The organism is Viridibacillus sp. FSL R5-0888 (assembly GCF_038009105.1).
In the GTDB taxonomy this organism is placed as follows: domain Bacteria; phylum Bacillota; class Bacilli; order Bacillales_A; family Planococcaceae; genus Viridibacillus; species Viridibacillus arenosi.
The window spans coordinates 2195675-2217447 of sequence record NZ_JBBPAU010000001.1; the positions used below are offsets into that span (position 1 = coordinate 2195675).

Annotated in this window: 24 protein-coding genes; 15 read left to right on the plus strand and 9 right to left on the minus strand. The window is 32.3% G+C overall.

Annotation, left to right across the window (positions count from 1 at the left end):
* The first annotated feature begins 100 nt into the window (after positions 1 to 100).
* Entirely contained in the window at positions 101 to 406 is a 306-nt protein-coding gene (locus MKY02_RS10910; protein WP_038181799.1) for a hypothetical protein, read from the plus strand.
* 375 nt (positions 407 to 781) lie between these two features.
* Complete coding sequence (locus tag MKY02_RS10915; RefSeq protein WP_038181794.1) at positions 782 to 1972, plus strand: multidrug effflux MFS transporter; 1191 nt, start codon at positions 782 to 784, stop codon at positions 1970 to 1972.
* A gap of 89 nt (positions 1973 to 2061) precedes the next feature.
* Here the strand turns inward: MKY02_RS10915 and MKY02_RS10920 are convergent, their stop codons facing one another.
* Complete coding sequence (locus MKY02_RS10920; RefSeq protein ID WP_340711165.1) at positions 2062 to 2625, minus strand: hypothetical protein; 564 nt, start codon at positions 2623 to 2625, stop codon at positions 2062 to 2064.
* A gap of 423 nt (positions 2626 to 3048) precedes the next feature.
* Entirely contained in the window at positions 3049 to 3597 is a 549-nt protein-coding gene (locus tag MKY02_RS10925; protein ID WP_076035335.1) for a GNAT family N-acetyltransferase, read from the minus strand.
* A 443-nt stretch (positions 3598 to 4040) separates the two neighbouring features.
* Here MKY02_RS10925 and MKY02_RS10930 point away from each other — a divergent pair, with 443 nt between their 5' ends.
* On the plus strand, positions 4041 to 4559 hold the full coding sequence (locus tag MKY02_RS10930; protein WP_076065031.1) for an RNA polymerase sigma factor: 519 nt from the start codon (positions 4041 to 4043) through the stop codon (positions 4557 to 4559).
* Complete coding sequence (locus tag MKY02_RS10935; RefSeq protein WP_076035333.1) at positions 4543 to 5517, plus strand: hypothetical protein; 975 nt, start codon at positions 4543 to 4545, stop codon at positions 5515 to 5517. Before MKY02_RS10930 ends, MKY02_RS10935 begins: the two co-directional genes overlap by 17 nt.
* A 103-nt stretch (positions 5518 to 5620) precedes the next feature.
* Here MKY02_RS10935 and MKY02_RS10940 read toward each other — a convergent pair whose 3' ends face one another.
* Positions 5621 to 6337, minus strand: coding sequence for a ZIP family metal transporter (locus MKY02_RS10940; RefSeq protein WP_083669550.1), 717 nt, complete (start codon positions 6335 to 6337; stop codon positions 5621 to 5623).
* Positions 6338 to 6603: 266 nt separating this feature from the next.
* Positions 6604 to 7521, minus strand: coding sequence for a C39 family peptidase (locus tag MKY02_RS10945; RefSeq protein ID WP_051448626.1), 918 nt, complete (start codon positions 7519 to 7521; stop codon positions 6604 to 6606).
* Between the two features lie 390 nt (positions 7522 to 7911).
* On the opposite strand from MKY02_RS10945, the gene lepB reads away from it, so the two are divergent.
* Entirely contained in the window at positions 7912 to 8472 is a 561-nt protein-coding gene (gene lepB, locus MKY02_RS10950) for a signal peptidase I (protein WP_038181785.1), read from the plus strand.
* Between the two features lie 350 nt (positions 8473 to 8822).
* Here lepB and MKY02_RS10955 read toward each other — a convergent pair whose 3' ends face one another.
* Positions 8823 to 9365: a hypothetical protein gene (locus tag MKY02_RS10955; protein WP_076065032.1), complete on the minus strand. Its 543-nt coding sequence runs from the start codon at positions 9363 to 9365 to the stop codon at positions 8823 to 8825.
* Between the two features lie 301 nt (positions 9366 to 9666).
* Positions 9667 to 9834: a hypothetical protein gene (locus tag MKY02_RS10960; RefSeq protein WP_155981165.1), complete on the minus strand. Its 168-nt coding sequence runs from the start codon at positions 9832 to 9834 to the stop codon at positions 9667 to 9669.
* Between the two features lie 399 nt (positions 9835 to 10233).
* Here MKY02_RS10960 and MKY02_RS10965 point away from each other — a divergent pair, with 399 nt between their 5' ends.
* The 4 genes from MKY02_RS10965 to MKY02_RS10980 all read left to right on the plus strand — a co-directional run bounded on the left by MKY02_RS10965 (position 10234) and on the right by MKY02_RS10980 (position 13185).
* Complete coding sequence (locus tag MKY02_RS10965) at positions 10234 to 11217, plus strand: MBL fold metallo-hydrolase (protein ID WP_038181777.1); 984 nt, start codon at positions 10234 to 10236, stop codon at positions 11215 to 11217.
* Between the two features lie 18 nt (positions 11218 to 11235).
* Positions 11236 to 11622 carry a hotdog domain-containing protein gene (locus MKY02_RS10970; RefSeq protein WP_038181775.1) on the plus strand — a complete coding sequence of 129 codons (387 nt, stop codon included), beginning with the start codon at positions 11236 to 11238 and terminating at the stop codon, positions 11620 to 11622.
* 187 nt (positions 11623 to 11809) lie between these two features.
* Entirely contained in the window at positions 11810 to 12385 is a 576-nt protein-coding gene (locus MKY02_RS10975) for a LysE family translocator (RefSeq protein WP_038181771.1), read from the plus strand.
* Between the two features lie 23 nt (positions 12386 to 12408).
* On the plus strand, positions 12409 to 13185 hold the full coding sequence (locus MKY02_RS10980; protein ID WP_038181768.1) for an AraC family transcriptional regulator: 777 nt from the start codon (positions 12409 to 12411) through the stop codon (positions 13183 to 13185).
* 342 nt (positions 13186 to 13527) lie between these two features.
* On the opposite strand, the gene MKY02_RS10985 is transcribed toward MKY02_RS10980, so the two are convergent.
* Positions 13528 to 14517, minus strand: a complete 990-nt coding sequence (locus tag MKY02_RS10985) for an NADPH:quinone oxidoreductase family protein (protein WP_038181764.1) — start codon at positions 14515 to 14517, stop codon at positions 13528 to 13530.
* Between the two features lie 121 nt (positions 14518 to 14638).
* Between MKY02_RS10985 and MKY02_RS10990 the strand changes: the two genes are divergently transcribed.
* From MKY02_RS10990 to MKY02_RS11000, 3 genes are all read left to right on the plus strand, one after another.
* Positions 14639 to 15238: a TetR/AcrR family transcriptional regulator gene (locus MKY02_RS10990; RefSeq protein WP_038181762.1), complete on the plus strand. Its 600-nt coding sequence runs from the start codon at positions 14639 to 14641 to the stop codon at positions 15236 to 15238.
* A gap of 529 nt (positions 15239 to 15767) precedes the next feature.
* Positions 15768 to 16202, plus strand: coding sequence for an IDEAL domain-containing protein (locus MKY02_RS10995; protein WP_038181758.1), 435 nt, complete (start codon positions 15768 to 15770; stop codon positions 16200 to 16202).
* 190 nt (positions 16203 to 16392) lie between these two features.
* Positions 16393 to 16608 (plus strand): hypothetical protein, encoded by a 216-nt coding sequence (locus MKY02_RS11000; protein WP_038181755.1) that lies wholly within the window; start codon positions 16393 to 16395, stop codon positions 16606 to 16608.
* A 280-nt stretch (positions 16609 to 16888) separates the two neighbouring features.
* On the opposite strand, the gene MKY02_RS11005 is transcribed toward MKY02_RS11000, so the two are convergent.
* On the minus strand, positions 16889 to 17494 hold the full coding sequence (locus tag MKY02_RS11005; protein ID WP_038181751.1) for a hypothetical protein: 606 nt from the start codon (positions 17492 to 17494) through the stop codon (positions 16889 to 16891).
* Positions 17491 to 18129 (minus strand): hypothetical protein, encoded by a 639-nt coding sequence (locus MKY02_RS11010; RefSeq protein WP_038181748.1) that lies wholly within the window; start codon positions 18127 to 18129, stop codon positions 17491 to 17493. Before MKY02_RS11010 ends, MKY02_RS11005 begins: the two co-directional genes overlap by 4 nt.
* Positions 18130 to 18401: 272 nt before the next feature.
* Between MKY02_RS11010 and MKY02_RS11015 the strand changes: the two genes are divergently transcribed.
* From MKY02_RS11015 to MKY02_RS11025, 3 genes are read left to right on the plus strand one after another with little or no spacing between them, the layout of a single operon-like run.
* A complete protein-coding gene (locus MKY02_RS11015) occupies positions 18402 to 19523 on the plus strand; it encodes an ABC transporter substrate-binding protein (RefSeq protein WP_038181744.1) in 1122 nt (373 codons plus the stop codon).
* A 27-nt stretch (positions 19524 to 19550) separates the two neighbouring features.
* Entirely contained in the window at positions 19551 to 20558 is a 1008-nt protein-coding gene (locus tag MKY02_RS11020) for a FecCD family ABC transporter permease (RefSeq protein ID WP_038181740.1), read from the plus strand.
* Positions 20555 to 21376 carry an ABC transporter ATP-binding protein gene (locus MKY02_RS11025; protein WP_038181737.1) on the plus strand — a complete coding sequence of 274 codons (822 nt, stop codon included), beginning with the start codon at positions 20555 to 20557 and terminating at the stop codon, positions 21374 to 21376. The genes MKY02_RS11020 and MKY02_RS11025 overlap by 4 nt, the downstream gene beginning before the upstream one ends.
* Positions 21377 to 21773: the final 397 nt, after the last annotated feature.

The following is a 21773-nucleotide window of genomic DNA, read 5'->3' on the forward strand; positions in this document are numbered from 1 at the left end:
GACGAATAAATAATGATGAACTTCCCAATGATGTTTTTAGACATACAAAAAAGGGAAATACATGTTAATCAAGAAATTTATGATGGAGGGGGATTAAGAAATGGTAATTCTATTATTACTTGTGCTCGTGATTCTATGCATGATCCCTTTGCTTCTTTTGGATTCACGAATAGGAATGAAAGAGGCGAATATAGATCGTGCGATTGAAATACTTGAGGATGAACTTGAAACAGGTAAGTTAAAACTCTTTAAAAAACCTCAATTCAAACCTAATTTCAAATTAAGATTTGCTCATATGAAGCAAAAAACAGCTAGTAGATGGCAAGGCTTTAAAGAAAAGTCTATTCATTATAAGGATAAATTCCAATCATGGCAGCAAAGTTTAATCAATTCTTATCGTAAATAATGAGTAAATTAAAATACCTCAGCATTTAATGCTGAGGTATTTTTTTTTGTAAACGGATTAGATTTAAATCTACTCATTTAAATAACATACGAGAAGGTAAAAGAAAGTGATTAATCAGATTAAATTCATTGGCCTACAAATTACCTATTAATATTGTTATACTAAAAATAGGCACATATAATAGATTATACGTCTGAAAACCCTTATTTCTATACGTGTTTATACCCTCCTATAGGTATACGTATTCATAATCATTAAAAGAGGTGTAAGCTCATGTTATTTTTTGAACGAATTAAAATGATGGTTCCTCCTATTCCATAGCTACAAAAGATTGTAATACCTGAGATTTTCTAAGTTATAGGAGGGTTATTAGAAATGAAAAAAGTCTCAGTACCATCGTTAATGTTAATGATTATTCTTGTGGCATTTCCACAAATAAGTGAAACAATTTATACACCATCGTTACCCGATATTTCTAAAGCTTTAAACGTTAGCAGCAATGCTACTCAACTTACACTCAGTATATACTTTGCAGGATTTGCTTTAGGTGTGTTTTGTTGGGGATGGTTGTCTGATATAATAGGGCGTCGTCCTGCTATGCTGTGGGGAATTGTAACATATGGTGTAGGTAGTCTTTTATGTTTTATGGCTAACTCCATAGAATTATTATTCATAAGCCGCTTTCTTCAAGCATTTGGAGCAAGTACAGGTTCAGTCGTCACACAAACGATTCTTCGTGAAAGCGTTGATGGTCATAAACGTCATGTAATGTTTGCACAAATTTCTGCTGTCATTGCATTTACGCCAGCAGTAGGACCATTAGTTGGAGGTTGGGTTGATCAAACTTTTGGATTTAAGGCAGTATTTTTCACATTGGTTGTAATGAGTATCGGGATTTTTGTATATACATTTACAGCATTGCCTGAAACAAAAGCGTCTTCTGATACTAATAATAAAATAAGTATTTTTCTTGTATTAAAGAGGATTATTACTGATCCAAAGATAATTGCATTTGGATTGCTCATAGGAGGTACAAATGGCATATTGTTCAGCTATTATGCTGAAGCACCATTTATCTTTATTGAGTATTTTAAAATGTCGCCAGGTTTATTTGGTTTTTTAGGGATAGTCGTAGCCTTGTCTTCAATAATAGGAGCCAACTTATCAAAACGTTTACTAGCTGTTTATATACCTGAAAAAATTATATATATTGGATGTTTAGTAATGGTAGTAGGGGCAATGATCTTATCAGCTATTGTACTGACTGGAACGAATCCTACTGTATTCTACGCAGCAGCAATTCTGGTAGCAATTTTCATACTCTTATTAGGGATAGGAATTGCTCTACCAAATTGCCTCAGTTTGGCACTTGTGAATTTTCAAGATGTCGTTGGAACGGCAGGAGCATTATTTAGCTTAGGATATTATTTATTGGTTACACTGATTATTTGGGGAATGAGTCAACTGCATACAGGTTCTCTAATAATAATGCCATTGTATTTCCTTGCGCTCGTTGTCATCATGGTAATTACTAGCAGAATATTTATTTATAAAGCTAAGTATTAAAATAAATTAATAGATATAAAAAGGGCTGTCCTAAAAGTAGGTGAAAACCAACTTTTAGGACAGCCCTATGTCATTATCTAGGTTCGAATCTATACGTCGAATTCTAAATTAATGATTTTCCACTCATCCTTAACCTTTTTAAACACTAAATGTAGGAATGTCGGAGGGCTAACAAGCTCTACATTATTACTTTTATAAAATTCTCTAATGAAAATGTTAAATGTTTGATTATCATTGTTATAATCGTAACCTTGCATTACCCAATCATCTAAATAGTTCTTACCGTCAAGTGTATATAATAGCCAATCTACATTATCAATGATGACATATAACCCATCAGCTTTACTTTTTAACGTTAATTCCTTTGCCAATAATGCTTGTAGTTGCTTTTGATTGCCTGTTTTTTGCGCTTGAACAAAGTCTCTAGATAAGTTACTTATAATTGCGAAGTTTTCTTTTTCTATCTTATAAACATTAATCTCTTTTTTTAGTTTTTTTATTGTTTGAGTTGAATTTTCTACTTTGTTTTCATTTTCCTTTGGTGTATCAGTATTAGCTTTAGCGTGTTGAACTTCTACAAAACCATTTGTATTTGAACAAGCTGTAAGTAACATTAAACCACAAACCAATAATACCCAAATCTTTTTTCGCATAAATTACCTCCTCAAACTTTTCTTATTAATGCTGTTTCGACGTATGTTATAATATTTCCTTTTTTACTTATAGAATTTCAACGATAATTAACATTTTTGAAATAAATCTGTCTTAAGTATAATCAAGATCAATTTTGAAATTATTATGTGAAAGATTGGAAAGAAATATTCGGAGGTGTGTCTAGATTGGAGAATTACAATTATTGAATGATTAAGAAAGTGAAAAAGTAACCCTAAGCTTATAAGAAGAGATCACCTAAGTATTAACTGATCTAAAGGTGATAGGAATTATTATTCCATAAGAGCAGGCACTAATTAGAAAAATAAAAAAACACCTCAAATTAGCAGGTGTTTAATAATATCTGTCAATGTAATTGAGTTTTCTTTTATATCTATAAAATAGCCATTTGTAATATACGATTATTATCCTCTTGAGTTAATAATTCCGTAATATATTAGATCTTCATATCGATTTTCTTTCCTCACATGGTCTATTAATATCCCTTCTTGGTGCATTCCTAATTTCTGCAAAACTCTTCCGGAAGCTGGATTTGAACTGAAGTACCGAGCAAATAGTTTATGGTATTGTTTTTCATCAAATGCGAATTGTAATATAGCTTGCGCCGCTTCTGTAGCATATCCATTTCCCCAAAATTCTTCACCAATCCAATAGGCTATTTCACCATTATTAAACTGTTGATTGTTAGATAGTGCAATAGCTCCATATAATTCTCCTGTCTTCTTATCTGTTATAGCAAATTCATATGATTTATTAGCATTAAAATTATCATGATGGTGTTCGATCCACGATAAAGCATCCTTTATAGCATATGGATAAGGTAGGTACAATGTATTTTTATAAATATTATAATTATTACAAAGTTTAGTAACAGCTACTGCATCAGATTTTTGGAATAGTCTTAGTACAAGCCTTTTAGTGGTTATTTTTTTATTTAGATTATCAAATATCATAAGAAATCCTCCCTACATCATGTGAGATAGTACTAATATCGAGTAAGTTAATTGAACAAATAGTACTTCTCTAATTTTACGATGGTAAAAACGAGACCCCAATTAAACTAATGTAACTTTCCTAGTTCTATAATTCGACAGAAAAAAGGGATACCCTTTATTAATCTACCGCAGCCATTATCAAAGTGAGAAAACATTAATAATTATTACTCGTTCATTTATTCTTGATTTTGATAATACGAGCTAACTAATGAAAATAAGCCTTGATTTATTAATCACGGCTTATACTCAGAACCTCTATCTTTTCTTGTATCTACTTCTCAACTTTAGATAAAGTGTAGAACGGAGTGATGAATGAAAATTCGAGAATGTAGATAAAAAGGAACAAAAAAACTGAGTAGAAATTTCCCTTCAATCGTCTATAGTTAAGAAGGAGGGATTAAATGGACAAAATGTCATTTCAACAATTATATCAAACACATAATGAAGCGATTTATCAATATATATTTTATCTGGTTCAGCACAAAGAATTGGCAGAAGATTTGACACAAGAAACATTTTATAAGGCCTACAAGCAGTTTGCTACGTTTCGTGAAGAAGCCGTTGTTAAAACTTGGATAAAGCGTATTGCGAGGAATCTTGTCTATGATTATTTTCGACGCAAGCAAATTGTGAAGTTTATACCATTTGTACATAAGGATGATTGTATTGAAAAAGAGACACCTAGCGATATTCTAGAACGGGGAGAAGCAGTTGCAACTTTATATGAGGCACTTAAAGAATTAAAACTGCCGTATAGAGAAGCTCTTGTTTTACGAAAGATTGATGGGCTGACTATCAAAGAAGCGGCTGATTTTCTTGGATGCTCTGAAAAGCAAATAACAAACAATACTGCTAGAGCATTAAAGGCATTGCAGAAGATATATGAGGAAAGGGGATATACATATGTCACAGAACTATGATTCAGAATTCAACAAGCTAAAGAATCCTCCTCGTAATTTACATATACAACAAGGAAATTATGATGATTTACTACAAAGAATTGAAGAAGTCGATATAAAACCGAACTTCTGGCCACGACTCCAATATCCTCTTATCCTCATCGCGACTTGTTTTGTGCTGTTAATCACAGTACTTACATTAAGTCCAAATAATAATAGTGAAAAACCTTATTATAGTGCTTCTATGGGGTTAGAGGGGGTATCTAGTCAACAGATTGAATCAATTTATACGCTAGGTCTTGAAAATAACACAACAAATAATGATAAGTTTTATGGCAAAAGATCAAAAGCTTATATTAATGTACAAAAAGTGACCGATCCCTCATATATACATTCGATTATCACTCATATTCAAAATAATGAAAAAGCACAAATAGACAATGAACAATTATCAGCTATTGCAGATTTAATAATAGTTGTTAAAGGTCAAGAAATAAAATTAAAAATATTTGAGAATACATCTCAAGAGTTATTTGTGCAAAATTGGGAAACACGTGAAATGTTTCAACTAAATGATCTTTTTATTCTTGAAGATTTAATGAAAATCGAAGAACAAAATAATGAATGGAGAGATTTTTTTATAGCATTAGGATTAGTTTTAGTTTTTCAATATTTAATCAAAACGATTTTAATTAGAGTGTTTAACATGACCTTCCCTAAAGTGCGAGTCAAACAGAGTCCTTTTAGAATAATTGTTTCAATAGTGATAACTGTAGTTGCTCTAAGTTTAATAAATATCTATGATTCAAATATGGTAGCGATCAGCTATTTTTATTTTGGTGCTTACATCGCATTATTGTCTAGTATAGATCTATTATTTGGATGGCGTTTATATAAAGAAAATGGAGTGTTGTTAAGAAATATTTTACAGCTACTTCTTATTCCTGTATTTTTAATTATTATGGTTATTGTTAAATAATTTCAGTAAGCTGGTCAGATAAATTGACCAGCTTTTTTTCTAAGAACTATTAACTTTGTGGATATCACTTCAACTCACCCAAGCATTTTTATTCTTTTAAAAGTTAAATAAGAAAAAGAAAACCACCAATTACTAAAAAACTAATGACAGCTAATAGTAAAACACCAGAAGAATCTTTAATAGACTCAAGTAATACTTCTTTGATAGTGACCATATATATTGTGCCCGCGGCTAAACTAATAGCAAAGGACCAAATCATTGGATTGCCAATACCAATTGAATTTCCTATGTAAGCGCCAATGCCAACTGGAAGAGAAATAATCAAAGTTAAAAAGAACAAGGTCCATACTCCAAGACCAGCTATAAATAAAGGAGTAAATACAATAATGCCCTCAGGTATATTATGAAGTAGGATAGTGTGTAACAGCGATTCCTTGACTGCTGAGTTTTGATTTGCTCCTAGCACAATTCCTATAGGTAAATTGTGAAATGTAATGCTAAGCATTAACAATATTCCAGTTTGTAGAGCACCCTTTTTCACATGATTTTTGGTTGCCCCAAATAGAATATGCAAAACTTTATGAGCAAATTGAAACAATACCACTCCTGCAAAGAAACCGAGAATGAAAGTGATCCAGTTGCCAAGAAAGATCGCTTCAGGTGCAATTTCAAAACTTAGCAAACCGAGAGTTAAACCTGCACAAATACCGTAAATGATATCAATTTTCTTTTGAACACCTTTTAATATCCACGCAATTATGCCACCTACGCTAAAGCCACCTACAGTGTACACATAACCAATAACATAAATTAAACTCACTATATCATCCTCACTCAGACTAACTGATTGTCTGTCTATAAGTTAATATGAATTCAGCCATGAATTTATGAAGGGTGATCATAATGACTAGATTATGAATGCTCTCTTTGAAGAGTAGAGAGTAGCAAAAATCTCCTTTAAGTTAATGATTTGGGACGAAACTCGGTAAAACTTCCAAATTAACAGTAAAAATATTCACTAATGATTAATGCGCATTAAAAAAGTACACTATTTAAATAGCCTAATAGTGTACTTTGTTTAATATTTTATCGAACTACAACGCCCCATTGAAGTGCATTGTACGCACGTTCAAAGTTTGACTTGCTTACCCAATATTTTTCCTTTTTACTATTTGGATCTGCTACATAGTATGAGCCGTTGCTGTTGTATCCGATGACAGTAACAACATGCATATTATCAACGATTTTCTTTGTACCTGCACTGCCCATTTTCCATTTGGCCCAAACTGGCTTTTTAAAATCCAATGTTACGTAGACAACAACTGGATTTCCTTTATCTAATTCTTTTTTGATTTGAGAAGTAGAGTAGCCTGATACATTTGCAACTTTACTGTTATATTCTTTACCATAAGTAGTTAATGGTTTTGGGAAGATGGATTGGAATACGCCATTTTGGTTTGCATAAGGATTGCCACCAGCAAAACCTTTATACGGATTACCACCCTTGTCTTTTGGCATATCATCTAAAAATGTACGTAAGCCGACTTTTGAATACCCTTTGTATTTTAAAGCCATCAATAAACTTGCTCCTTCACAGCCAAATGGAGCATTCACAGGTGATAATTGACTTACAAAAGGTACTTTCAACGTTTTACTAGAATAGTTTTTGACGACAGTACTTGAAATCCAACCTATTTTGTTATTTACCTTTACCTTATGCCAAGTTGTAGAACCTACTTTTTTTGTAGCATACGAAGTAAAAACTTTTCCTTTTTTCGCTGAAGCAATCACTTTATATTTAGTTCCTGCATTTGCACGAACGTTTGATATGTACAAAGTTTGAATCTTCTTAACAGGTGCACTAACCTTAGTAATATGTCTATGCATTTCAGACCCAGCAGTAATTGATGTTGTTTCTGATGTTGTTGAGCTAGTTGCTGACAAGCCGCTTAATAATAAAGAAAAACTCATCGTACTAGCTACTAGAATGTTTGTTTTTTTCATTTTAAAAACCTCTCTAAGTTGTTTTTTGTTAAGGTAACTCTCCACAAAAATTCTCCATCTTTTAAAAAGTTGTCTAATTACAACGAAAACGGATAAGATACCATTAATATCATATCATGTATGTTAATTGTTTTGTAAAAGGCAGCAATCATGGAACGAAATATTACTTTAAAAGAACGATATTATTAGAACATTTTCTAAATATATTTGTTGTATATAAACATTGATTGAAATGGTTCATATTAAAAAGTAGAGAACTCCAATAATAAATAGCATGATCATTGAATGAAGTTTTTTTATATTCATATATTAAACAAAGGCAAAGAGTGAAACTAATGAAATTCTCCATTATAGACATACTTAATTGTGATAGTTAAAGGAGAGAAATAAATGACAAATGTGAAAGCAGAAAAGAATTCGCTTTGGGAATGGACAAAAGCCTTATTCATTGCAGTTGGACTAGCGTTTATATTTCGCTTCTTTCTATTTACTCCCATTATAGTAGAAGGCGAATCAATGATGCCTACTCTAGAAAGTGGGGAACGAATGATTGTTAATAAAATAGGTCACCCTGATCGTTTTGATATCATTGTGTTTCATGCAACTGAGGACAAGGATTATATTAAACGCGTAATTGGCTTACCTGGAGATCATATTGAGTATAAGAGCGATCAATTATACATTAATGGTCAGCCGCATGAAGAACCTTATCTAAATAGATATAAAAGGAGTCTATTGGATGGAGGGACACTAACTGAAGACTTTACACTTGAAGATTACACTCAAATGTCTGTTATCCCAGAAGGTTATGTCTTTGTAATGGGGGACAATCGAAGAAATAGTACTGATAGCCGAATCATTGGTTTAGTTCCAATGAATAATATAGTAGGGAACGCTAATATAACGATTTGGCCAATTGATGATATAGGGTTCATTGAAAAATACAAGTAAATAATGGGCGTATTCTGTAGATGTAATATAGGATACGCCTCTATTTTCGTTCTATTAGGAACTCAATTATTATTTATGGATGGAATTCTTGTGGATGAACTCAATTTAGGCGAAGGTACGATTAGGTACTATGTATTTATAGCGATTGTTGGCGTTAGTTTATTAAATATTATTAGTTATTTTATTAGTAAAAATAAAGATTAGTATGATTGTTAATAAGCTGATAACAGTAAAAATCGTTTAAAATGACAAAAAAAATTTAAGAAAACCAGATGTATAACAAAAAACTAAGTTAGACTTGTTGACTAAGTCTAACTTAGTTTTTTTTATTAAGACTCCAGTTGCTTGAATTACGATTCTTCTTTTTCATTTGGATAGTCAATAGAATTAGCTATTTCAACTAAAATTTCAGTTGTCACCTTATGAGAAACCCTTTTATCTATGATTAGCATATACTGCCACTTACCTCTTTCGAAAACAAGTACATTAAAATCTGAAACTCTCATCAATGTTGCATCATTTCCATTCTTTAGTTTTAAAGTGTCCAATATATATTTCTTTCTTATAGGAACTTTCGCTTCGATAGGTCGAATATCGATTTTATAATGATTTTCAGAAGCCTGATCATTTATAAAAACCACTTCGAATGAGTGATCATACTCACTAAATCGTCCAAAATAATGAGTAAAACTTATTGGTGGAACTCTAAGTGGTAACTCCAGTTTTTCATTATAATGTTGTGCGAATTCGTTTGAAGCGGCTACTACGGTTTTGTAACCAATCTCAGGATATATCTTTTCATATGGACTAGGTTTATCATTTGCTATTGCAAATACAGTTAAAAAGAACAGTGAAAAAGATAAAAACAAAAGCAGGGAAAAAATTTTTTTCATATTTCACCACCTCATAATTACGTTGACTGTATTATTCCCAGTCTTATCGAAATTATTAAGTGGTAAGTCTTTGTAATAAGAGACAATTTTATAAGCAGCACTCATAAACGATGTTTAGTTTTCCATAGAGGTTGCATGATTTTAGTCGGAAATTTATGTTAAAAAAGTTATAAAATTTATAAAGAAATGTAATCACACTAACGAGACATTTTAGTGCATTAAGAAAAAGAGTTTTATACTTAAGGCGAGAAATCTTAAATAGCGGGAGATACGCTTCTATTATAAATTTGTGGGTGCAATGTTATAAAGGGAGACTGGTTTTCCTATCACCACCACAGCCAGTTCTTGTCCGAAGACTGCTACCGCCGTCATTCTCCCAGCGATCAATGTCCAAGTAATCATCTTCCCAGCCTTCAGGTATTCCTCCGCCACCTGGAGGGGTTCCAGTTCCTATAACTGAAATACTCACAATATCAACAATGTCATTTTATACATCATCCTTTTTTTAATATTTCATACCTATATCTATATTATGTAATGTATATGTTTAAGTTCATTGCCTATACCAAAAAGAGTGATATTCATTGGCAATTCTTTATAGATTATCTCTTTTTAGATAAATAATCTCCTTAAATTAATGGGGAAAGCGTTGATTCAAGAAGAATAGATGATTTCAATGTTGAAGTTGTATCTGTATTAAAAAGGTATTATTAAATGTATATAGAAGTATTTATTAACAACTGTTTGAAAAGGTTGATTCAAATGAGAAGATTTTTATTATTATTTTTAACTGCACATGCAAAAAATTCAATTGAACGAACGCTCAATTAGCTTCGTTTTAGTTCACAAGATTTAGGAGGAATAACTAATGGGGCAATCTAGTATTATTTTTTTTGAAAGAAAATTTCCGAGTGCAAACATGATTCTTATTAAGGATCAGTTACCGATCCTAATTGATACTGGTTTTGGGAGTGATGTAAAGGAGACTGAGAAATTAATAAAAGAAGTAGGTGTTTCACCAGAAGAATTACACCTTATTGTGAATACGCACTATCATAGTGATCATGTTGGAGGTAATTTTCATTTCCAAAAAAAGTATGGTGTTACGATTGCTGCTCATAAATGGGACGCCGATTTAATTAATTCTTGTGACCCTGAATCTTGTAGTGCAGAATGGTTAGATCAACCTGTAGAACCTTATCGAGTTGATACGAAGCTCTCGGATAATGATGAGATTCATACAGGAAGTAGAATCTTGAGAGTCTTGCACACACCGGGCCATACGTTAGGGCATATTTCTTTATATGAACCTGAAGAAGAGATATTAATATGCGGGGATCTCTTTCATAAAAATGACATTGGTTGGTTAAATGTTTTTCGAGAGGGCGTCTCGTCTATCCAACGATCACTTGAAAGTTTGGATCAGTTGTCCAAAATCCGGATTCAACATGCATATTCAGGACATGGATCTGAAATAGAGAATACTAAAGCTTCCATAGATGCTGCAAGGGAACGGTTCGAAAAGTGGCTCAAGATGCCAGAAAAAATTGCATGGCATGCCTGCAAAAGGATATTTTCATTCACATTAATTATAAAAAACGGTTTGGCAAAAGAAGAAGTTGGAAACTACCTACTAAAGTGTGGTTGGTTCCAAGATTTTGCACGCTACTCTTTCCAGCTTCAACCAGAAGAATTTATCCAAATCCTGCTAGATGAAATGATTCGTTCCGGAGCAGCAAGCTGGCATAATAATCATTTAATCGCCAACACTCCATTCCAAGCACCACAAAAGAAATGGATGGACAAGAACATCAAACCGAAAGAATGGAAACTTCAAGATTTTCTCAATTAATTAAAAGGGGAGATTTATATGCCATTAAAAGTAGGAGATATCATTACATTTGAACGGACTTTTACAGTAAGAGATGTTGAATTATTCACAGAAATTTCAGGTGATGAAGGGATTCATCATAGAACACCAGATGAACAGGGAAGACTTGTAATTCAAGGGTTATTAACGGCATCTCTACCAACAAAAGTAGGTGGAAATCATAACGTATTGGCTCGTAATATGAATTTCGAATTTTTAAGACCTGTGTATACGGGGGATACAATTATTTGTGAAGTGAAAATTGAAAAATACGAAGCGCAAGCAAATAATAGAACAGCTATTATCGCATCTTTTATATGTGAAAACCAAAACGAAAAAGAAGTATTAAAAGGGGATTTCTCAGGTGTAATACTTGAAGCTCTATAAACTATCTTCAACAAACAAAGGCTTTGAGTTCAATTATATAGATTTCAAAAATGCATTGGGTAGAATTTATCCAATGTTTTTTTATTAATTCGAAGAAAAGCTGTATTTATTCCTGCAATAATATACTATATGTCATTAGTTTTAAGGTGTAATAATTATATGAAAATACCTTAAAAGGAGTTTTAATATGAATATTGCATCTGTTATAATATACTGTTTTATTGTTACTTTTACACCAGGACCTACTAATATCGTTATACTATCTACAGTACATAACTTCGGGGTAAAAAAAGCCTTGGAATATACATATGGTGCAACTATTGCTTTTGGTGCCTTGCTTATTATTTCTGCAATGTTAAATACAGCACTGATAACGGTTATACCGAAAATATTAATTGTTATGCAGACGATCGGAAGTATTTATATGCTTTATCTCGCTTATCAAATTTATAAAATGGATTCATCAGACTCAAATGGAACTAAAGATGGTACCTTTATGTCAGGTTTCACTATGCAGTTTTTAAATCCTAAAGTTGTACTATTTACAATGACTGTTTTTCCTAACTTTATTTTGCCCTATTATACCTCAATGTCTGTGTTGACAATCAGTGCTTTAGTTATAACTATCATTGGATTTTTAGCATTTATTACTTGGGTACTTTTCGGTGCAATCTTTAAAAGTTTTTTGCAGAAACATGAAAAGATGGTTAATGTAATAATGACACTATTTTTAGTGTATGCTGCCATTATGATTTGGATGTAGTAGGGTGATTAGAGGTGAATAAGATGGATAAATTTATTTATAAAAAAACGGCAGGTATTACGGCGTTATCAGCAAGTCTTACGGATTTTAAGTATAAAAAGCATTGTCACGAGGAGTATGCAATAGGTGTAACATTGCGAGGAATTCAACATTACAATTTGGACGGTAGTTTACAATTATCATATAAAAATGGTGTAATGCTATTTAACCCAGAACAAGCACATGACGGAATGGCGCATGATAAGGCAGGTCTTGATTACGTAATGTTATATATTGAGCCACAATTGCTTTTAGAAGTTATTGAGAAAAAGGATATAGTACGTTTTTCTTCTCCTATTGTGTATGATTATCAACTTGAACAAAGAATATTAAGTCTTTCTAATGCAATATTAAATGAAAAAGAAGATGCTTTGTGTAGTGAATTACTCATATCCCTCACAGATAGCCTTATTCAAAGTAACCTTTCTACAGATCATAAGAAAGATAATACTTTAATTAGAAAAGCAAAGGTTATGCTCCATTCGAACTTAGAAAATGTACTTAAATTAGACGAGATATGTAATCAGCTTAATTTATCGAAATTTCAATTTATTAGATTGTTCAAAGCACATACTGGGATTACACCATATCAATACTTTCTTAACTGTAAGATAGAACGAGCAAAGCAGTTAATAGAAATGAATAGAGATATTTATTCAGCAGTAGCAGAATGTGGTTTTGTTGATTTAACACATTTAAATAAACACTTTAAAAGCGTATATGGAACAACCGCATTTGAATATATGTCTCATTTAAATTGAGAACTATTACTAAGCTTGTGGTGTTTGATTGCATTAAGATTTTTGGAAAAAGATTTGGCAAAAAGATAAAGAAGAATTATGATACACTCAAGTTGCAACTGATAAATTTAGCATTAGTTTATCTTATTTCCGGTTTATGTTAATAGCTGAACGTACCTGATTGTTGGTTTTTATAGTTTAATAGTTCAGAGAATAAAATGGTAGTTATTTTGATAAAATTTAATATGTTTTCTTGCTTTTAAATGTGAAGTTTTATTTTTGAATATTCATTGTATTTAATAGTTTTAAGTAGAATTAAAGTAAAAAAAGTGACGAGAATTTATATATCTCGTCACTTTTTTGTTATAATTTTACAAGTGTTCTACCTTTTGCTTGCCCCTTAAGAAGGGTAGGGAGAACATCTGGAAGTTGTTGTAGTGTTACTTCTTGCTGTATGAATTTTTCTATGTTTTTTGGCTTGAAATCTGTCGCTAAACGGTCCCAAACTTTCATACGTGTTTCCATAGGACAATACACAGAATCAATTCCAAGTAAATTTATTCCTCTTAAAATAAATGGGAAGACGTTTGTCGGAAGTTTAGTCCCTGCTGTTAATCCACTTACTGCAACTGAACCGCCGTATTGAATTTGGCTTAATAAAGATGCTAGTGGTTCGCCCCCAACTGAATCGACGGCTGCAGCCCATTTTTGTTTGCCTAACGCTCTAATTTTCCCATCAAATACCTCTTCACGAGAAACAATTGTAGTGGCCCCAAGGCTTTTCAAAAATTCTTGTTCAGATTCTTTACCTGTACTTGCCTCAACTTGATAACCAAGAGTTGAGAGAATAGAAACTGCAAAGCTACCAACACCTCCAGTTGCACCTGTTACAAGTATCTTACCCTTTTCTGGAGAAACACTATTTTCTTCTAATCGCAGAACGGACAATGCCGCAGTAAAACCAGCTGTTCCAATAATCATTGCTTCTTTTATCGTAAGGCCTTTTGGAAGTGGAACTATCCAATTAGCTGGAATACGGGCATACTCACTATAGCCACCGAAATGAGAGACACCAATCTCATAGCTAGTCGCAATAACCTCATCACCTTCATGAAAGCGAAGGTCATTAGATGAAACTACGATACCTGCTAAATCAATTCCAGGAACAAAAGGATAGGTGCTAACGATATTACCATTTGGAATAGTAGCCAAACTATCTTTATAATTGATCGATGAATAGGATACTTTGATTAACACATCACCTTCGGGTAAATCTTCTAGAGTTAGATCTTTAACTTTAACCGTAAAATCATCCTCTTTATTTACTACCAATGCTTTAAATCTATCTATCATTAGAACCACCCCTGTATTATACTTCGACTTTAGAATAACAAAATTATTCTGACCGGTCAAAATAATTTTGTTAAGTTTAAATTAATGTATAATTGTTTTATTAAGTTTTACGGAGGTAACTATGAAAAAGAAAGAAGAAGTACGAAAAACACAAATAATGAAAGCAGCCTATAATGCAGTTTCGGAATTAGGTTATGATAACGTCACTCTACAGCATATTGCGGATAATGCTGGCGTATCAAAAGGGGTTGTTCATTATTATTTTAACAGCAAACAAAACATACTATTAGAGTTACTAGAATCCATCACAAACCAAATTTATAGATATGAATTAGAAGCGATTGATAAACACCAAACAGCTATTGAAAAACTTAAAGCTTATCTTGACGCAGTTTTTATTTCACCGCAAAAGAATAGAAAGTTTTACAGTGTCTATTTAGATTTTTTAGCTCAAGCAAATGGAAATGAAGACTATAAAAGAATAAACATGAACTTTTATGAGAATTGCTGGGGAATTGGGAAAGAGATAATTGAATTAGGCAAAAAAGAAGGTGTATTTAGACAAGAGAGTGACACATTAACAAATGCAAAAATGATGAGAGCCCTTATTGATGGTTCATTAATTCAATGGTTAACATGTAATGAAGAAGAGCTACATCAATTCTATAAAGATTCCTGTATAAATAGCATCTTAAATTTACTACAATATTCGAAGGAATAGGTTGAAAATGCTGTAATAAACAATTAGTAATAGTTGATGGAAACGAATTAAAAGAAGTTGTTTAAATGAAGATTGCCCGGCTAATAAGGTCTGAACTCGTTGTTGAACAGAGTTCGGGCCTTTTATTTTTTTCTTCAATATCTTTTCAACATTATAATATTGCGGTTAACTACTGAACTTAGACAACTAAGCTTATGCTATAGGTTATCTGGTGCATTATGTTTCTAATGCCATTGAAATGAAACTTTTAAAGCTAGGTTTTATAGAGTTAAAGGTGTTGTAAAAGCTAATGATGTAAATGAAGCTCTATTGGTATTAGAAAAACGTGTAATTGTTGAAAACAAAATACATATGATTATGTTTGTGTGTTGTTTAGAAATTGTTAAATTTATCGAAGTTGTATAAGAAAAACAACCAGTTGTTGTTTCTCTTTTGGAATACATTATATAAAGTCTGAAAATTCAAAACATTATACAGGTATTTATCTCGAACTAATATATAAAGACTGATTGAGGAGGCGTAGGATCATATGGAAGTATTGTGTTATGAACCAAGTAAAATACGGATAAATTCTAGAAAAACACTAATAATGGACTTTTTAGCAGGTGATATTGTGATTAAAATCAATGGTGAATTGTACTTTTTAGAGTCAACCAATGGACATTGCATAGAATTTGATATAAATAAAAATTGTATTGTAAATGATAACTCCACTTATAGGTTTACTAATAATACAGTACTTACCCTTCGAGACCTTGCTGAAAAAAGCAACCTTATTGCGGTTATTAAAACATATACAAATCGTTTCGTTACAAAATTACAAAAGTTAAATGAACCACAAATATCACCAGAAACGGATAAGCTCATTGCTGAAATTGAAAAGAAAAATTTAGAGTGGCTGATTGATATTGCATTAGACATGAGAGATAAAGAAATGTTTTTTAAATTAATAAAAGGACCATAGATTAAAAGTTGCCATATGTATTCAATTCTTAATCTAAAGTTATTTAATTATCCTAATATTTTGAATTTATTACTCGAAAAGATTTATAATAAAGAGAGAGTATTTATAAGCAATTATAAAATACACATTGGATTGGTGACTATCCAAAAAAGTCGAGTAGTGTAAATTCTTCATCATTAGGGGTGTATAAATGACTGAACAAATTAGTATTTTTACCTTAAACGGCATATCTGAAGATCCATTATTTAAAAAAATTGAGCAGTTGCTGGTCGGAGAACAGGTTATGATCCAAAGTTACATGGTGGAGCGTACAAACAAATTTTACGAAATTCAAAATGATGAAGTACATGAATGCTTTCAAACCACTCAAGAATGCTGTAACTATATTGACAATATAGACTATTGAATGTCATTAACAACATCACAGATACAAAAAGAATTAAAAGAATTAAAAGAATAGAAGTAAAGCAAATATATGTGAAGACATACCAATTTGACTAAGTACCTATATTAATGAACTGATTAAGAAAATTTTGATGAAATGATTAAAACCAATACCCTTCCAACAATGAATGAATAGGAGGGTATTGGTTTTATCATGTTGATATGAAAAAACGGTATTAGTAAACACGAATAATTTGTCTACTTGGGAGGGTGAATTCCAACAGAAGTATTTTAGGTTTTTTTTATATCTTACCTTCCGCAAGCCACGGAATAAAGCCGTCTAAAAATCTCTCTGTAGCTGGCATGAAATAAGCTCCGAAATGATAATCTGGATCTAATGTAGTGATTATTAATGTCCCTTTCGTGCTGACTTTATCAACATACATAACAGCGCCACCATCTTCGGTTGTAATTAACTTTTCAGCTCCATTTGGTGGCCAGAAAACACCGTGCTGATGCCAAGTAGCATCGGTTAATGTAAGATAATTAAACAAGTCATAGTGAGGAGCGGCTAATACTAAACCACTTTTCGCTCCTTTTTCAAGCCACCACCAGAAATTCGTTTCGCGCTCCTCCCATTTTTGGTTCGGAAGCCATTCCCAAGGCTGTGGACCAAATGCAACTACAATCCCGCCGTTATTAGCAAATGAACGTACTTTGTTTGCTGCACGCATTAATAATTTTTCGTTTAATTGAGAAGGGAAGAGGAGTACGTCAAATTCCTCTAATACTGTTTGCTCGAATTCTGGAAAATAGATTAGTTGGGTAATATATTTGTTAAATTTAGGTTCATTAAACGTTCGGTTATGGGGGGCATTGCCACTCATAATTACTGCTATTTTTCTCATATGTTTTTACTCCCTTGATGTAAAGCATTAATTTCAGAATGTATCCATTGTAGTAATTGTTCACTAATACGGTCTGTTGTTTTGTTTTGTTTGTAATACCAAATAAGGTCTTTACCTGCATGTGCTAAAATGGTGCCTTTAGTTGTATTGCGGTCAATATACGTGACAGGTTCATTGTTTGGCAATGTGACCAGTACTTCTGCATCCGTTGGTATAGGATGGTGACCACGTGCAAAGAAGCCCGATACACCTTTGTTGTATGTCATATCGTCAGGGTCAACACCTGCAAATATCCCTTGGTCTTTTATGATAGTAAGAGCGTAATCACTATGGTGATTAATGGTTTTCGGGATGAAATGACTAGCACCAGGTAACCAATCAATATACAGATGTCCACAGAAAACAATTAGTTTTTCATCATTTAAAAATTGTTCGATTAATCCTTTATGTATAGCTAGAAAGCGTTGGTCAACGAATTCAGGGATGATCAATGCTTGAATAGAAGATAAATCTGTTTTATCTAAATCATACTGATCAATCAATGTCATATTGTCATTGATAAAAGGGTTAGTTCTTCGTTCTAGTCCAAATGCATTGCCTGGATCTAAAATTAAAATCTCTTCTTTAGTTGTCATAATAATCCTCCAAAATGCTTGTGAATGGTGTATATGCCTATAATTGATTTCATCTTATCATTAATGATAATCATTATCAAATAGAATTTGAATAAATATATGCTAAAAAAGAACATATAAGAAAAAAATAACAAATGGTTACTAAGTTGGTTTGTTGAAAAATGTCGAAAAGTATTGACTCTTAGGATTAGTATCCTGTAAAGTATAAAGTGATATTGATAATCATTATCATTCGTTTATTTGAATCAAATTAATTTAGGAGAGTTGAACTTATGAATTGGAAATATCCATTATCAGCATTAGCCATTTCTGCGTTATTAGTAGGTTGTAATCAGACGGACAATGCTAATAAATCATCATCAAAAGAAACAGTAGAATCGAAAGAAGAAACTATTATAAAGGACGAATTAAATCGCGAAGTAAAAATTCCAACAAACCCTGATCGCGTTGTAGTAGGTGGCATCCTACCTTATTTTTCTACTTGGTATGTTGCTACTAATTCTACAAAAGAGATCGTGGGTATGCATCCAAACTCATTTAATGCTGCTTCGCATTCAATCTTAAAAGACATTTCACCAGATATTTTAAAAGCGGATACATCTTTTATTAAAAATGGTGAAGTGAATATAGAGGAATTGATGAAAGTTAATCCAGAAGTCTATTTTGAAATCGCATCGGACGAGAAGTCAATAAATAAGTTAGAAGAAGCAGGTGTTCCCACAGTCGCACTACAAGCAACATCAGATTCGGATGATCCATTAGAAATATTAAATCGATGGTTAACATTAACTGGGGAAATTACAGGAACAACAGATAGACCAGAGCAAATTATCGATGAAGGTAAAAAGTATCAACAAGAGATTAATGATAAGCTTGCAAATGTCAAAAAAGAAGATAAGCCAAAGGTAATGATTCTTCAATACCATAGCGATAAAGAAATATCAGTAGCAGGCTCTAATATGCATGGCAATCGATGGATTAAAGCAACTGGTGGTAAAGATGTTGCAGAGGCTGATGTTCAAGGAATTAAAGCAGTCAATATGGAACAAGTGTATAAATGGGATCCAGATATCATCTACATTACAAATTTTACCGAAACACAACCAAAGGACTTGTTCAATAACACGATTAAAGGACAAGACTGGAGTCAGTTAACAGCCGTGAAAAATAAACAAGTGTTCAAAGTACCTCTGGGCATTTATCGCTGGTATCCACCAAATGGAGATGCACCTCTTATGCTGAAATGGATGGCACAGCATAACCATCCAGAATTATTCGATTATGATATGACTGAAGAAATTCAAAAATACTACTCAAAATTCTATAACTATGATGTAACAGAAGACCAAGTAAAAGACATATTAAATCCATCTTCTGAAGCTGCAAAGTATTAAGAAAACAACAAGTGAAGGTGAATTGAAATGAGAAAAAATACTTTGAAATGGGCTATATTATTACTACTGCCAATACTATTTGGTTTCTTGTCACTTAGCATAGGTCGCTATCAGGTAGATTTAGTAGTACAAATGAAAATTTTATTATCTCATGTGTTTGATATCGAGCAAACGTGGTCACAAATGGAAGAAACAGTTGTTATGAAAATCCGTTTGCCTCGTATTCTACTTGCAATGCTAATTGGTGGCGGTTTGTCTATTGCTGGTGCAGCATTTCAAAGTATGTTTGCGAATCCATTAGTTAGTCCTGATATTCTTGGAGTTTCTGCGGGTGCAGGATTTGGTGCTTCACTTGGTATTTTGATTATTGGTCATGGCTTTACTACACAAATTTTTGCTTTAATAATGGGTATTCTAGCTATTCTATTTACATTCATAATTAGCGGTATGAAGAAGAATATGCCGATATTTATGATGGTTTTAGCAGGTGTTGTAACAAGCGCTTTGTTCCAAGCACTCATCTCATTAGTGAAATTTGTTTCAGATCCAGAAGAAAAATTACCGTCTATTACATATTGGTTAATGGGGAGTTTAGGAACAGCTTCTTACAAAGATCTATGGGTAGCTGGGCCACTCATATTAATAGGTATTATTATTTTATATGCCCTAAGATGGCGTATGAATATCTTATCTTTATCAGATGAAGAGGCACGTTCTCTTGGTGTATCCACTACGAAATTAAAATGGCTGGTTATTTTTGCTGCGACATTGATAACGGCTTCTGCTGTTTCAATCTCCGGCATTATTGGCTGGGTAGGCTTAATCATTCCACATATTGCTCGAATGATTGTTGGGAGTAATAATCAATATGTCTTGCCTGCATCAGTTTCAATCGGAGCAATTTACTTATTAGTTATTGATACACTAGCTCGTTCGATTACAGCTACCGAAATTCCTTTATCCATTTTAACAGCGATTGTAGGAGCTCCATTTTTCGCTATATTACTTAGAAAAACAGGCGGTGGCTGGCAATGATATTAGCAGTAAAAGATGGGAATTTTTATTATAGTAAAGGGAAAATTAAAGAAAAAACTCCTTTTTTGTATCATGATCCAATCAACTTTGAGTTAAAGCCAGGGGAGATTTTATCAATTTTAGGTCCAAATGGTGCAGGTAAAACAACAATGTTGAAATGTATAATGGGATTGCAGCCTTGGAAACAAGGGGCATCTTATTTAGACGGTAAACCAATGAGTTCTTTACCCCAAAAATTCATTTGGCAACAAATTGGTTATATACCTCAAGCATCCAAAATGACATTTGCTTATTCAATTTTAGATTTAGTTATAATGGGTAGGGCGATTTATATCGGGGCTTTTTCAAAACCTTCTGATATCGATCGTAAATTGGCATTTGAGGCACTCGAATCTGTAGGAATAGCTCATTTAGCAGAGCAATCTTGTAACTCAGTAAGTGGTGGAGAATTACAGCTGGCACTTATTGCACGTACTCTCGTGTCTAATCCGAAAATCCTTGTTTTGGATGAACCAGAATCTCACTTAGATATTCATAAACAGAAAATAATATTAGAAACTATTCAAAATCTTGTCCGAGAGAAGAATATTTCTTGCATTATAAATACGCATTATGCTAATCACGCAATCTATTTTGGAGATAAAGTATTATTAGTGGCGAAAAACAAACCTGTTATCACAGGAAATGTAAATGAGTTATTAAATGAAAAGAACATGTTGACTTACTTTGGTATTGAAGTGAAGAAACTACAAATGACAAATCAAAATTTAACATTTAGTGTACTGGTTCCTGAATATTTTGGAATGAAAACAATTTAATAGCAAAATGATTGTAAAAGAAAAAATCCTCTTTAAGTAGATACTGATACACTCTACCTAAGGGGGATTTTGTTATGCCATAAAAACAATAAATACTTTTACATGTCAATGAATTCAAAAAGCAGTATAGATGGGGAAAAAAAGAAGAAACCATAAAAACATCTAAGTTTTTATTTTTAGAGTAATCGCGTTCATTTGTTTGATTATTATAGTATTTATTTCCATTTTATTTAAGGCAAATAATGGGCAATATATATGTAAGCAAAAATCAATTGTACGCCTTTTATATTTTCAAATCGCTTTTGATTTATAAAATGATATTAATTATATTTATGAATCTAAATCCAATATGAAGTTAACACATTACCAAGTAATTCAGCTGTAACTTTTACACGAT